This window comes from Streptomyces sp. NBC_00536, assembly GCF_036346295.1.
Lineage (GTDB): Bacteria > Actinomycetota > Actinomycetes > Streptomycetales > Streptomycetaceae > Streptomyces.
Window position 1 is genome coordinate 3,032,269 of record NZ_CP107819.1, and the last position, 13,440, is coordinate 3,045,708.

The 13,440-nt window shown below is 71.1% G+C and carries 10 protein-coding genes; 9 read left to right on the forward strand and 1 reads right to left on the reverse strand.

Annotated features, from left to right (window positions below; all coding sequences use genetic code 11):
• Positions 1-18: 18 nt before the first annotated feature.
• From OHS33_RS13085 to OHS33_RS13125, 9 genes are all read left to right on the forward strand, one after another.
• Positions 19-2,223: an ATP-binding protein gene (locus OHS33_RS13085; protein ID WP_330330575.1), complete on the forward strand. Its 2,205-nt coding sequence runs from the start codon at positions 19-21 to the stop codon at positions 2,221-2,223.
• A 20-nt stretch (positions 2,224-2,243) separates the two neighbouring features.
• A complete protein-coding gene (locus OHS33_RS13090; RefSeq protein WP_330335031.1) occupies positions 2,244-3,164 on the forward strand; it encodes a hydroxymethylglutaryl-CoA lyase in 921 nt (306 codons plus the stop codon).
• Between the two features lie 4 nt (positions 3,165-3,168).
• Entirely contained in the window at positions 3,169-4,329 is a 1,161-nt protein-coding gene (locus OHS33_RS13095; RefSeq protein WP_330330576.1) for an acyl-CoA dehydrogenase family protein, read from the forward strand.
• Between the two features lie 205 nt (positions 4,330-4,534).
• Positions 4,535-5,572 carry an ABC transporter substrate-binding protein gene (locus tag OHS33_RS13100; RefSeq protein ID WP_330330577.1) on the forward strand — a complete coding sequence of 346 codons (1,038 nt, stop codon included), beginning with the start codon at positions 4,535-4,537 and terminating at the stop codon, positions 5,570-5,572.
• Between the two features lie 52 nt (positions 5,573-5,624).
• Complete coding sequence (locus OHS33_RS13105) at positions 5,625-6,542, forward strand: siderophore-interacting protein (protein ID WP_330330578.1); 918 nt, start codon at positions 5,625-5,627, stop codon at positions 6,540-6,542.
• 121 nt (positions 6,543-6,663) lie between these two features.
• Positions 6,664-8,145, forward strand: coding sequence for a pyridoxal phosphate-dependent decarboxylase family protein (locus tag OHS33_RS13110; RefSeq protein ID WP_330330579.1), 1,482 nt, complete (start codon positions 6,664-6,666; stop codon positions 8,143-8,145).
• Complete coding sequence (locus tag OHS33_RS13115) at positions 8,129-9,430, forward strand: lysine N(6)-hydroxylase/L-ornithine N(5)-oxygenase family protein (RefSeq protein ID WP_330330580.1); 1,302 nt, start codon at positions 8,129-8,131, stop codon at positions 9,428-9,430. Before OHS33_RS13110 ends, OHS33_RS13115 begins: the two co-directional genes overlap by 17 nt.
• Complete coding sequence (locus OHS33_RS13120) at positions 9,427-10,011, forward strand: GNAT family N-acetyltransferase (RefSeq protein WP_330330581.1); 585 nt, start codon at positions 9,427-9,429, stop codon at positions 10,009-10,011. Before OHS33_RS13115 ends, OHS33_RS13120 begins: the two co-directional genes overlap by 4 nt.
• Positions 10,008-11,789, forward strand: a complete 1,782-nt coding sequence (locus OHS33_RS13125) for an IucA/IucC family protein (RefSeq protein ID WP_330330582.1) — start codon at positions 10,008-10,010, stop codon at positions 11,787-11,789. The genes OHS33_RS13120 and OHS33_RS13125 overlap by 4 nt, the downstream gene beginning before the upstream one ends.
• 58 nt (positions 11,790-11,847) lie before the next feature.
• On the opposite strand, the gene OHS33_RS13130 is transcribed toward OHS33_RS13125, so the two are convergent.
• Entirely contained in the window at positions 11,848-13,431 is a 1,584-nt protein-coding gene (locus tag OHS33_RS13130; RefSeq protein WP_330330583.1) for a beta-N-acetylhexosaminidase, read from the reverse strand.
• Positions 13,432-13,440 lie beyond the last annotated feature (9 nt).

Consider the following 13,440-nt stretch of genomic DNA (forward strand, 5'->3'; position numbering starts at 1 on the left):
GACGTGAGGACCTCTTCGATGTTCAGCACTGTTCTGGTGGCCAACCGGGGCGAGATCGCGGTCCGGGTCATCCGTACGCTCCGGCAGCTGGGCGTGCGCTCGGTCGCCGTGTTCAGCGACGCGGACGCCGACGCGCGGCACGTACGGGAGGCCGACACGGCCGTCCGGATCGGCCCGGCGGCCGCCGCCGAGAGCTACCTGTCGGTGGAGCGGCTGCTCGACGCCGCCCGCCGCACCGGCGCCGAGGCCGTCCACCCCGGCTACGGCTTCCTCGCCGAGAACGCCGCCTTCGCCGCCGCCTGCGCCGAAGCGGGCCTCGCCTTCATCGGGCCGCCCGCCACCGCCATCGCGCTGATGGGCGACAAGATCCGCGCGAAGGAGACGGTACGGGCGGCGGGCGTCCCGGTCGTCCCCGGCTCCTCCGGCAGCGGGCTCACCGACGCCGAACTGACCGCCGCGTCCCGCGAGATCGGCATGCCCGTCCTGCTCAAGCCCTCCGCGGGCGGCGGCGGCAAGGGCATGCGGCTGGTGCGCGACGAGGCCCTGCTGGGCGAGGAGATCGCGGCCGCGCGGCGCGAGGCCCGGTCCTCCTTCGGCGACGACACCCTGCTCGTGGAGCGCTGGGTCGACCGCCCGCGGCACATCGAGATCCAGGTCCTGGCCGACGCCCACGGGAACGTCGTCCACCTCGGCGAGCGCGAATGCTCGCTCCAGCGGCGCCACCAGAAGGTCATCGAGGAGGCCCCGAGCGTCCTGCTGACCCCCGAACTGCGCGAGGCGATGGGCGCCGCCGCCACCTCCGCGGCCCGCTCCTGCGGGTACGTCGGCGCGGGCACCGTCGAGTTCATCGTGCCGGGCGGGGACCCCTCCTCGTACTACTTCATGGAGATGAACACCCGCCTCCAGGTCGAGCACCCGGTCACCGAGCTGGTGACGGGCCTGGACCTGGTGGAGTGGCAGCTGCGGGTCGCCTCCGGCGAGGCCCTGGCCTTCGGTCAGGACGACATCACCCTCACCGGCCACGCGATCGAGGCCCGCGTCTGCGCCGAGGACCCGGCGCGCGGGTTCCTGCCCTCCGGCGGCACCGTGCTCGCCCTCTCCGAGCCCGACGGCGGCGCCGTGCGTACGGACTCCGGACTGACCGAGGGCGTGCCGGTCGGCAGCACCTACGACCCGATGCTCTCGAAGGTCATCGCCTACGGGCCCGACCGGGCCAGTGCCCTGCGGATCCTGCGGGGTGCCCTGGCGGACACGGTGATCCTGGGCGTCCAGACGAATGCCGGGTTCCTGCGGAGGCTGCTGGCCCACCCCGACGTGGTCTCCGGCGACCTGGACACGGGCCTGGTCGAACGCGACCTCCCGTCCCTCCTCCCGGAGGGAGTCCCGGACGAGGTGTACGCGGCAGCTGCGCTGCTGGCTCTCCCCCACCCCGCCCCTTCCCGAAACCGGGGCTCCGCCCCGGACCCCGCTCCTCAAACGCCGGAGGGGCTGGGGGTGTGGGTCGATCCGTTCGGCGTCCCGAACGGGTGGCGCCTGGGCGGGACTCCGGCCTGGACGGTCCACCACTTCCGCCTCCCGGGCGCGGACCCCGTAGAGGTCCGCACCCGCCCCTCGGGCACCGGCACGGGCACGGGCACGGGCGCGACCACGGAACTGCTCCTCGCCAACGCCGAGCCCAATCCAGCCCCGCCAAAGGCCACTCCCGGGGCAAACCCAGCCTCGCCGACGGCTGCCGACCCCGGGGCAAATCCAGCCCCGCCGGCGTTTGAGGCGCGGGGTCTGGGGCGGAGCCCCAGCGCACCGGCCCGCGGCCGGATCATCACCCGTACCCAGAACACCGTCACGGTCGAACTCGACGGCATCACCCACCGCTTCACCCACGCGACCTCCCCCGAGGGCCGGTGGATCGGCCGCGACAGCGACACCTGGCACGTGCAGGACCACGACCCCGTCACCGCCTCCCTCACCGGCCGCGGCCGCTCCGGCGCCGACACCCTCGCCGCCCCCATGCCCGGCACCGTCACCGTCGTGAAGGTGGCCGTCGGGGACGAGGTGGCCGCGGGCCAGAGCCTGCTGGTCGTCGAGGCGATGAAGATGGAGCACGTCATCTCCGCGCCGCACGCCGGGACCGTCACCGAACTCGACGTCACCCCCGGCACCACCGTCGCCATGGACCAGATCCTGGCCGTGGTCACCCCCGCCGCCGAGGAAGAGACCAAGTGAACGCGCCGAACGGGCTCCCCATGGCCTTCCCCACCCCCGACCTCCCGGCCAGGGTCCGCATCCACGAGGTGGGCGCCCGCGACGGCCTGCAGAACGAGAAGACCGCCGTGCCCACCGCGGTGAAGGCGGAGTTCATCCACCGCCTCGCCGCGGCCGGTCTCACCACCGTCGAGGCGACCAGCTTCGTGCACCCCAAGTGGGTGCCCCAGCTGGCCGACGCGGAGGAACTCTTCCCGCTGCTGTCCGACGTCCCCGCCGCCCTGCCCGTCCTCGTGCCCAACGAGCGCGGTCTGGACCGGGCCCTGGCCCTCGGCGCGACCCGGATCGCCGTCTTCGGCTCCGCGACCGAGACCTTCGCCGCCCGCAACCTCAACCGGACGGTCGACGAGTCCCTCGCCATGTTCGAGCCGGTCGTGGCCCGGGCGAAGGCGGCCAAGGCGCACGTCCGCGGCTACCTGTCGATGTGCTTCGGCGACCCGTGGGAGGGCCCGGTCCCGGTCCACCAGGTCGTCAGGGTGGCCAAGGCGCTGGTCGACCTCGGCTGCGACGAACTGAGCCTGGGCGACACCATCGGCGTCGCGACCCCCGGCCACGTCCAGACCCTCCTGTCCGAACTGAACGAGGAGGGCGTGGGGACGGACCTGATCGGGGTCCACTTCCACGACACCTACGGACAGGCCCTGTCCAACACCCTCGCCGCGCTCCAGCACGGCGTCAGCACCGTCGACGCCTCCGCGGGCGGCCTCGGCGGCTGCCCGTACGCGAAGAGCGCCACCGGAAACCTCGCCACCGAGGACCTCGTGTGGATGCTCGACGGCCTCGGCATCGAGACCGGGGTCGATCTGGCCGCCCTCACCGCCACGAGCGTGTGGATGGCCGAACAGCTGGGCCGTCCCAGCCCTTCCCGCACCGTCAAAGCCCTCTCCCACAAGGAGCAGTAGAACCATGGCCCTCGACCACCGGCTCACCCCCGAGCACGAGGAACTCCGCCGCACCGTCGAGGCGTTCGCGCACGACGTGGTCGCCCCGAAGATCGGCGACCTCTACGAGCGCCACGAGTTCCCGTACGAGATCGTCCGCGAGATGGGCCGGATGGGCCTGTTCGGGCTGCCCTTCCCGGAGGAGTACGGCGGCATGGGCGGCGACTACCTCGCCCTCGGCATCGCCCTGGAGGAGCTGGCCCGCGTCGACTCGTCCGTCGCCATCACCCTGGAGGCGGGCGTCTCGCTGGGCGCCATGCCGATCCACCTGTTCGGCACCGAGGAGCAGAAGCGGGAGTGGCTGCCGCGGATGTGCTCCGGCGAGATCCTCGGCGCCTTCGGCCTGACCGAGCCCGACGGCGGTTCGGACGCGGGCGGCACCCGCACCACGGCCGTCCGCGACGGCGACGAGTGGGTGATCAACGGGTCGAAGTGCTTCATCACCAACTCCGGCACCGACATCACCGGTCTGGTGACGGTCACCGCCGTCACCGGCCGCAAGGCCGACGGCCGCCCCGAGATCTCCTCGATCATCGTCCCCGCGGGCACCCCCGGGTTCACGGTGGCGGCGCCGTACTCCAAGGTCGGCTGGAACTCCTCCGACACCCGTGAACTGGCCTTCTCCGACGTCCGGGTGCCGCTGGCGAACCTGGTGGGCGCGGAGGGCCGCGGCTACGCCCAGTTCCTGCGGATCCTCGACGAGGGCCGGATCGCCATCTCCGCGCTCGCGACGGGCCTGGCCCAGGGCTGTGTGGACGAGTCGGTGAAGTACGCCAAGGAGCGCCACGCCTTCGGCCGCCCGATCGGCGACAACCAGGCCATCCAGTTCAAGCTGGCGGACATGGAGATGCGCGCGCACATGGCGCGGCTCGGCTGGCGGGACGCGGCGTCGCGGCTGGTGCACGGGGAGCCGTTCAAGAAGGAGGCGGCGCTCGCGAAGCTGTACTCCTCGACGGTCGCCGTGGACAACGCCCGCGAGGCCACCCAGATCCACGGCGGGTACGGGTTCATGAACGAGTACCCCGTGGCCCGCATGTGGCGGGATTCCAAGATCCTGGAGATCGGCGAGGGCACCAGCGAGGTGCAGCGCATGCTCATCGCGCGCGAGCTGGGCTTCTCCGGCTGACCTCCACCCACCCTTGCGCACCCGGCGCCCGTCGCACACCGCGGCGGGCGCCGTCGCGCGTTCCGGCAAGGGATCAGGGAACGTGAAAAGTTAGGCCCCCCTTACCAATCAGGCATGAGGTTAGGCTAACCTTCGTTGCGAACGCCCGAGACCGGTCGAGACCGGCCTGGACCGGCCCCTGCAACGCACGAAAGCGGACACCCACATGCCCAAGTCCCGATCCTCCCTCCTCACCCGTCGCGGCCTGATCGCCGCGACCGGCGCCCTCGGGCTCGTCGCCGCGCTCACCGCGTGCGGCGGTTCCGACGCGAAGTCGGAGAAGGGCGGGACGGACAAGGCGGGGGCCGCCCAGGGCGCTTGGACCTTCAAGGACGACCTCGGCAAGGAGATCTCCCTCAAGGCCAAGCCGAAGAACATCGTCGCCTTCACCGGCACGGCCGCCGCGCTGTACGACTACGGCATCCCGGTCAAGGGCGTGTTCGGCCCGACGACCCTGCCGGACGGCAAGCCGGACGTGCAGGCCGGTTCGATGGACGTCAAGAAGGTCGAGATCCTCGGCAACGCCTACGACCAGTTCAATGTGGAGAAGTACGCGGCGCTGCAGCCCGACCTCCTCATCACCAACACCTGGGACGGCGCGCTCTGGTACGTGCCGGAGGCCTCCAAGGACAAGATCACGAAGCTGGCCCCGCCCGCCGCCATCGCCGTGGGCGGCGACGTCACCCTGACCAAGCCGCTGGAGCGGATGGCGGAGCTGGCGAAGTCCCTGGGCGCCGACATGAACGCCAAGAACGTCGTCGACGCCAAGGCCCGCTTCGAGGCGGCCTCCGCCAAGCTGCGCGCGGCCACCAAGGCCAACCCGGGCGTCAAGGTGCTCGTCGGCTCGGGCGCCGACCAGATGTTCTACGTCTCCACCGCGAAGACCTCGGCCGACCTCAAGTACTTCGAGGAGCTGGGCGTCGAGTTCGTCACCCCCGAGAAGCTGGACGCGGGCGGCTTCTTCGAGAGCCTCAGCTGGGAGAACGCCGGCAAGTACAAGGCCGACGTGATCATGCTGGACAACCGCAGCGCCACCCTCCAGCCGGAGGCCCTCAAGGCCAAGCCGACCTGGAACGAACTGCCCGCCGTCAAGGCCGGCCAGGTCATCCCGCGCGTCACCGAGCCGATCTACTCCTACGACAAGGCCGCCCAGCTCGTCGAGGACCTCGCCGTCTCCATCGAGAAGGCCAAGAAGCTCGGCTGACCCCGGCCCACCGCGCCCGCGACCACACCGATTCCCAGGGGGGACTCTCCGCATGACCGTCACCGAACCGGCCACCGTCACCGAACCGGCCCCGGCCGCCGTCGCCCACTTCCGGTTCTTCGCACTCGAAGTGCTGCGCACCCGGCGCCTCGGGCACTCGTTCCTGCGCGTCACCTTCGGCGGCGAGTCCCTCGCGGACTTCCGTTCCGGCGGGTACGACCAGAGCCTCTCGCTCTTCCTCCCGCCGCCCCACCAGGAGCACACCACGCTCCCGTCCACGGACGAGGAGACCTGGTTCGGCGCCTGGCGCGGGATGCCGGAGGAGGAGCGTCCGGTGATGCGTTCGTACACCGTGCGCGAGCAGCGGCGTACGGAGGCGGGCGTGGACGAGGTCGACATCGACTTCGTCCTGCACGGCGAGGGCAGCCCCGCCTCCTCCTGGGCGGGCCGGGCGGTGTCCGGCCGCCGGATCCTGGCGATCGGCCCGGCCGTCGCGGAGAACAAGTCCGTACGGTTCCAGCCGCCCGCGGACACGGACCTGGTCCTGATGTACGCCGACGAGACCGCGCTGCCCGCGGCCGCGGCGATCCTGGAGCGGCTCCCGGACGACGCCCGCGTGCGGGCCTGGTTCGAGGTGCCGCACGAGGACGACCGGCTCGCGCCGGCGGCCCCGGCGGGCGCGGACATCACCTGGATCGTCCGCGCGGACCAGGGGCCCGGGCGCACCGAGCGGGTGCTGGAGGCGCTGCGGGCGGCCGAAGTCCCGGACGCGCGGGCTCCGTACGCATGGATCGCGGGCGAGGCCGGCACGGTGCGTGCGGTCCGCCGCCATGTCGTGCAGGAACGTTCCATCGACCGGCGCGCGGTGCGTTTCACCGGTTACTGGCGGCTCGGCAGGAGCGAGGAGCAGCTGCTCGCCGAGGCGTACGCGGGCGAGGCTCCCAGCGAGGACCCCGACTCCGCGCTCTGACAGACAACGTGAAGGGCCCCGGCTTCCCGCCGGGGCCCTTCCCCATTTGGTGCAGAACTTAGGTTAGGCTAACCTAATCAACGCACCCCACCCTCTCTTCCCTGCCCGGAGGAACCAGTTGATGCGTCAGCATCTGCTCAACGAGACGACCGCGGACCTCTACCGGCGTTCCGTCACCGAGGGCGTCGCACGCGTGGCCGCCAAAATCGCCACCACGGAACGCCCCCACACCGGCATATCCGTCGACGAACTCGCCCCGGTCATCAACGGGATCGACCTGGACAAGCCGCTGGAGGACCCGGCCCTCGTCCTGGACGAGCTGGAAGAGGTCTACCTGCGCGACGCGGTGTACTTCCACCACCCGCGCTACCTCGGTCACCTCAACTGCCCGGTCGTCATCCCCGCCGTGCTCGGCGAGGCGGTCCTCTCGGCCGTCAACTCCTCGCTCGACACCTGGGACCAGTCGATCGGCGGCACGCTCATCGAGCGCCGCCTCATCGACTGGACCTCCGGGCGCATCGGCTTCGGCCCCGGCGCGGACGGCGTCTTCACCTCCGGCGGCAGCCAGTCGAACTTCCACGCGCTGCTCCTCGCCCGGGACGAGGCCTGCCGGACCGTCATGCAGAGCAGCCTCGACCTGACCAAGTCGCAGGTGCTGCCGAAGCTCCGCATCTTCACCTCCGAGTGCAGCCACTTCAGCGTCCAGAAGTCGGCCGCCATGCTCGGCCTCGGCTACGAAGCGGTCATCTCCGTCCCCTGCGACGCCAAGCGCCGGATGGACACCTCGGTCCTCGCCCTGGAGCTGGAGAACTGCGCCCGCGAAGGCCTCTTCCCGATGGCCGTCGTCGCCACCGCGGGCACCACCGACTTCGGGTCCATCGACCCGCTCCAGGAGATCGCCGACCTGGCCGCCGAGCACTCCGCGTGGATGCACGTGGACGCCGCCTACGGCTGCGGCCTGCTGGCCTCCCCCACCCGCCGGCACCTCCTCGACGGCATCGAGCGGGCCGATTCGGTCACGGTCGACTACCACAAGTCGTTCTTCCAGCCCGTCTCCTCCAGCGCCGTCCTGGTCCGCGACCGCGACACCCTCAAGCACGCCACGTACCACGCGGACTACCTCAACCCGCGCCGGATGGCGGAGGAGCGGATCCCCAACCAGGTCGACAAGTCGATCCAGACGACGCGCCGCTTCGACGCCCTCAAGCTCTGGATGACCCTGCGCGTGATGGGCGCGGACGGCATCGGCTCGCTCTTCGACGAGGTCATCGACCTGGCCGCCGAGGGCTGGAAGCTGATCGACGCCGACCCCCGCTTCGAGGTCGTCGTCGAGCCGCAGCTCTCCACGCTGGTCTTCCGCTACCTCCCCGCCGGGGGCGAGTACCGCGAGGACCTCCTCGACGAGGCCCAGCTGCACGCCCGCAAGGCCCTGTTCGCCTCGGGCGAGGCGGTCGTCGCCGGCACCAAGGTGGACGGCGACCAGTACCTCAAGTTCACCCTCCTCAACCCGCAGACCACGACGGCCGACATCGCGGCCGTCCTCGACCTTCTCGCCGCACACGCCGAGCAGTTCCTGGGAGAATCCCTTGCCGTCCACCACTGAGCCCCACGACTTCATCGGCATCGGGCTCGGTCCCTTCAACCTGGGACTCGCCTGCCTGACGGCGCCCATCGACGAGCTCGACGGCCTGTTCATCGAATCGAAGCCGCACTTCGAGTGGCACGCCGGGATGTTCCTGGACGGCGCGCACCTGCAGACGCCGTTCATGTCGGACCTGGTCACGCTGGCCGATCCGACCTCGCCCTTCTCCTTCCTGAACTACCTGAAGGACAAGGACCGGCTGTACTCCTTCTACATCCGGGAGAACTTCTACCCGCTGCGGGCCGAGTACAACGACTACTGCCGCTGGGCCGCCGACCGCCTCGACAACGTCTTGTACTCCACCTCCGTCACCGAGGTCACCCACGACGAGCGGACCGGGCTGTACGAGGTCCACACCGACCGGGGTTCCGTGCACCGCGCCCGCCGCCTGGTCCTCGGCACCGGCACCCCGCCCTTCGTCCCCCCGGCCTGCGAGGGCCTGGGCGGCGACGTCACCCACAACTCCGCCTACATGCAGAACAAGGCGGAGCTGCAGCGGAAGAAGTCGATCACCCTGGTCGGCTCGGGCCAGAGCGCCGCCGAGATCTATTACGACCTCCTGTCGGAGATCGACGTCCACGGCTACCGGCTCAACTGGGTCACCCGCTCCCCGCGGTTCTTCCCGCTGGAGTACACCAAGCTGACGCTGGAGATGACCTCCCCCGAATACGTGGACTACTTCCACGCGCTCCCCGAGGAGACCCGCTACCGCCTGGAGAGCACGCAGAAGAACCTCTTCAAGGGCATCGACGGCGAGCTGATCAACGCCATCTTCGACCTGCTCTACCAGAAGAAGGTCTCCTCGCCGGGCCCGGTCCCGACCACCCTGCTGACCAACACCGCGCTGAACTCGGCGGCGTACGACACCACCACGGGCACCTACACCCTGGGGCTGCGCCAGGAGGAGCAGGAGCGCGACTTCACCCTCGCCACCGAGGGCCTGGTGCTGGCCACGGGCTACCGGTACCGCCTCCCGGAGTTCCTCGCCCCGGTCCGCGAGCGCCTCAACTTCGACGGCCACGGGCGGCCCGACGCGGCCCGCAACTACAGCATCGACACCACCGGCCGTGGCGTGTTCCTGCAGAACGGGACCGTCCACAACCACTCGATCACCTCGCCCGACCTGGGCATGGCCGCGTACCGCAACGCCTACATCGTCGGGGAACTGCTCGGCCGCGAGTACTACAAGGTCGAGAAGTCCATCGCGTTCCAGCAGTTCGCCGCCCCGGAAGGCACCCTCGCATGAGCACCACCGACGTCCTCTTCACCCGCACCGACCCGGACCTCGGCACCTTCGCCGTCCGGCCGCTGGACCCCTTCGCCGACGCGGAGCTGCTGCACGGCTGGGTCACCCACCCGAAGGCCGCGTTCTGGATGATGCAGGACGCCTCGCTGCCGGACGTCGAGCGCGAGTACATGAGGATCGCCGCGGCCGAACACCACGACGCGTTCATCGGACTGCACGACGGGCGGCCCGCCTTCCTGATGGAGCGCTACGACCCGAGCGAGCTGGAGCTGGTCGGCCTGTACGACGCCCTGCCCGGGGACGTCGGCATGCACTTCCTGGTCGCCCCCAGCGACCGGCCGGTGCACGGGTTCACCCGCGCCGTCATCACCACCGTCATGGCGGCCCTGTTCGCGGACCCGGCGACCGCGCGCGTCGTCGTCGAGCCGGACGTCCGCAACACCGCCGTGCACGCCCTCAACGCGGCGGTCGGCTTCGTGCCCGAGCGCCCCGTCACCAAGCCCGAGAAGGAAGCCCTGCTGAGCTTCTGCACCCGCGCCCAGTTCCAGGCGGCCACGGCCGCGCAGGGAGCCTCGATATGACCCTCGCCGACGCCGTCTCCCACCTCTCCCCCGAGCTTTGGGAGCGCGCCAACCGCGCCCTCGTCCGCAAGGGCCTCGCCGAGTTCTCGCACGAGCGCCTGCTGACCCCCGAGCCGCTCGGCGGGGACCGCTACGCCGTCCGCAGCGACGACGGGAGCGTGGAGTACCGCTTCACCGCCCGGCGCCACGCCCTGGACCACTGGGCGGTCGAGGAGTCCTCGGTCAGCCGCCACCAGGACGGCCGGGAACTCCCCCTCGACGCGCTCGACTTCCACATCGAGCTGCGCGGGGCGCTCGGGCTGAGCCCCGAGGTGCTGCCCGTGTACCTGGAGGAGATCTCCTCCACCCTCGCCGGCTCCGCCTTCAAGTACACGAAGGAGCAGACCCCCGCCGCGGTCCTCGCCACGTCCTCCTTCCAGGACATCGAGACCGGCATGACCGAGGGCCACCCCTGCTTCGTGGCGAACAACGGCCGCCTCGGCTTCGGCGTCCACGAGTTCCTCTCGTACGCCCCCGAGGCCGCGAGCCCCGTCCACCTCGTGTGGGTCGCGGCGCGCAAGGACGTCTCCACCTTCACGGCGGGCGCGGGCCTGGACCACGACTCCTTCGTCCGCGCCGAGCTGGGCGAGAAGGCCGTCGAGGGCTTCGCCGCCCGGCTGCGCGAGCTGGGGCTCGAACTCGCGGACTACCACCTGCTGCCGGTGCACCCCTGGCAGTGGTGGAACAAGACCTCGGTGACCTTCGCGGCCGAGATCGCGAACCAGCGGCTGGTGCTGCTGGGCGAGGGCGAAGACGCCTACCTCGCGCAGCAGTCGATCCGCACCTTCTTCAATCAGAGTGCGCCGCACAAGCACTACGTCAAGACGGCGATCTCCGTCCTCAACATGGGCTTCATGCGCGGCCTCTCCGCCGCCTACATGGAGGCCACCCCGGCCATCAACGACTGGCTGCACCAGCTGATCCAGGGCGACGAGACGCTGCGCTCGGTCGACTTCTCGATCATCCGCGAGCGGGCGGCCATCGGCTACCACCACCGCCAGTACGAGCGGGCCACCGACCGGTACTCCCCGTACCGCAAGATGCTGGCCGCGCTGTGGCGCGAATCCCCGGTGGAGTCCCTGCGCGACGGCGAGCGCCTGGCCACGATGGCCTCGCTGCTGCACGTCGACGCCGAGGGCAGGTCCTTCGTGGGCGCGCTCATCGAGGAGTCGGGACTGGCTCCCGCCGAGTGGCTGCGCTCGTACCTGCGCGCCTACCTGGTGCCGCTGCTGCACTGCTTCTACCAGTACGACCTCGCGTACATGCCGCACGGCGAGAACACGATCCTCGTCATCGAGGGCGGGGTGGTGAAGCGGGCGATCTTCAAGGACATCGCCGAGGAGATCGTCGTCATGGACCCGGACGCGGTGCTGCCGCCCGCGGTCGAGCGGGTCCGGGCGGACATCCCGGAGGACATGAAGCTCCTGTCGGTCTTCACCGACGTCTTCGACTGCTTCTTCCGCTTCCTGGGCCCGATCCTGGACGCGGAGGGCATCTGTGAGGAGGACACCTTCTGGCGGGCGGTCGCCGACTGCGCCCACACCTACCAGGAGTCGGTGCCGCAGCTCGCGGAGCGTTTCGAGCGCTACGACCTCTTCGCCGAGGAGTTCCAGCTGTCCTGCCTGAACCGGCTCCAGCTGCGCAACAACAAGCAGATGGTCGACCTCGCCGACCCGGCCGCCGCGCTGCAGCTGGTCGGCACCCTCAAGAACCCCGTCGCGCCCTTCGCGCGGCGGTGACCGCGGGCCGGGCGCGCCGTCGATACGGTCCCTCGCACAGCGCGCCCGGTCCCACGGGTCAGGACCAGGGGACGTCCGGGGCCCGGTAGAAGGTCACGCCCTGCTCGTCGAGGCGCGGCCCCTGGGCCGCCAGCCGCTTCGCGTACGCCGTCCAGTTGTGCGCGGTCTTCGGCGCCCAGCCCAGTTCGGCGAGGCCCAGTACCCGCGGGAAGGCCATGAACTCCAGGTCGGCGCGGGTGGCGATGGTCTCGGTCCACAGCGGGGCCTCCACCCCCAGTACCGCGGACTCCGGCACTCCGGACCCGCTCAGGTACGTCCCCGGGTCCCAGTCGTACGCCTGCTTCACCGGTACGAAACCGGCCCAGGTCAGCCCCGGCTTCGTCGTCAGGTCGTACTTCATGTCGAGGTAGAGCCGGTCCGCGGGCGACAGGATCAGCGGGTGCCCGTGCGCGGCGGCGTCCGCCACCTTCCCCTTCTCCCCGGGCGCGGTGGTCGCGGTCCCCCAGTACTGGAGCACCGTCCCGTCCGCCGGGCGGGCTCCCGCCAGCTGGTGCCAGGCCACGGCCGTCTTCCCGTGCCGCGCCACCGCCTCCTGCGCCCGGTCCATGAACGCCGCGTAGTCCTCGGCGCTGGTGCTGTGCGCCTCGTCCCCGCCGATGTGCAGGTAGCGGCCCGGGGTCAGCTCCGCCAGCTCGCCGAGCACCTCGTCGATGAACGTGTACGTCACTTCCTTGCGCACGCACAGCGAGCTGAAGCCGACCTTGATCCCGCGGTAGCGGGCGGGGGCCTTGCCGTCGCAGTTCAGTTCCGCGTAGGAGGCCAGCGCCGCGTTCGTGTGCCCCGGCATGTCGATCTCGGGCACCACCTCGACGTGCCGCTCCTTCGCGAACTCCACCAGCGAGCGGTACTCCTCCTTGCTCCAGGACCCGCCGGGCCCGGTGCCGACCTCGGTGCCGCCCCCGTACTCCGCCAGCCGCGGCCAGGAGTCGATGGCGAGGCGCCAGCCCTGGTCGTCGCTCAGGTGCACGTGCAGCGTGTTGACCTTGTACTGGGCGAGCTGGTCGACGTACCGCTTCGCCTGGCCGACCGGGAAGAAGTGGCGGGCGACGTCCAGCATCGCGCCCCGGTAGGCGAAGCGCGGCCGGTCGGTGATCGTGCCGCCCTGGACGAGGCCGCCGCCCGCCGCGGGGACCAGCTGGCGCAGGGTCTGTACCGCGTAGAAGAGCCCGGCCGGGGTGTGCGCGGTCAGGGTCACGGCGTTTGCGTCGGAGGTCAGCTCGTACCCCTCCGCCCCCAGCGCCGTGGCCTGCTCGTCGATCCGCAGCAGGATCCCGTCGCGCTGGTCGCCGTCCACCACCATCAGCGACAGCCCGCTGGTGGCGCGCAGCTGCTCGGCGAGCCGGTCGGCGCTCTCCCGGGTGTCCGGGGAGGACGGGTCGGCGCGGATCACCGTGCCCGGTCCGAGGACATAACCGGTGCCCGGGGCCGTGGCCCTGGCCTGCGCGGGCGCCGGGAGCAGCCGTTGGAAGGCGGGGAGCGCGGGCGCCGTGGCCCCCGGTTTTCCGTCGTCCCCGTGGGCGGCGGTGCACGAGACCGCCGCCATGAGGACCAGCAGGGCGGCGAAGGTACGCGGGACTCTCATGAGCCCAGG

Bases quoted from the DNA above. Each gene is read 5' to 3' on its own strand.
- OHS33_RS13085 (WP_330330575.1), top strand. From the start codon at position 19: ATGTTCAGCACTGTTCTGGTGGCCAACCGGGGCGAGATCGCGGTCCGG.
- OHS33_RS13130 (WP_330330583.1), bottom strand. From the start codon at position 13,431: ATGAGAGTCCCGCGTACCTTCGCCGCCCTGCTGGTCCTCATGGCGGCG.
- OHS33_RS13120 (WP_330330581.1), top strand. From the start codon at position 9,427: ATGAGCACCACCGACGTCCTCTTCACCCGCACCGACCCGGACCTCGGC.
- OHS33_RS13100 (WP_330330577.1), top strand. From the start codon at position 4,535: ATGCCCAAGTCCCGATCCTCCCTCCTCACCCGTCGCGGCCTGATCGCC.
- OHS33_RS13105 (WP_330330578.1), top strand. From the start codon at position 5,625: ATGACCGTCACCGAACCGGCCACCGTCACCGAACCGGCCCCGGCCGCC.
- OHS33_RS13125 (WP_330330582.1), top strand. From the start codon at position 10,008: ATGACCCTCGCCGACGCCGTCTCCCACCTCTCCCCCGAGCTTTGGGAG.
- OHS33_RS13095 (WP_330330576.1), top strand. From the start codon at position 3,169: ATGGCCCTCGACCACCGGCTCACCCCCGAGCACGAGGAACTCCGCCGC.
- OHS33_RS13110 (WP_330330579.1), top strand. From the start codon at position 6,664: ATGCGTCAGCATCTGCTCAACGAGACGACCGCGGACCTCTACCGGCGT.
- OHS33_RS13090 (WP_330335031.1), top strand. From the start codon at position 2,244: ATGGCCTTCCCCACCCCCGACCTCCCGGCCAGGGTCCGCATCCACGAG.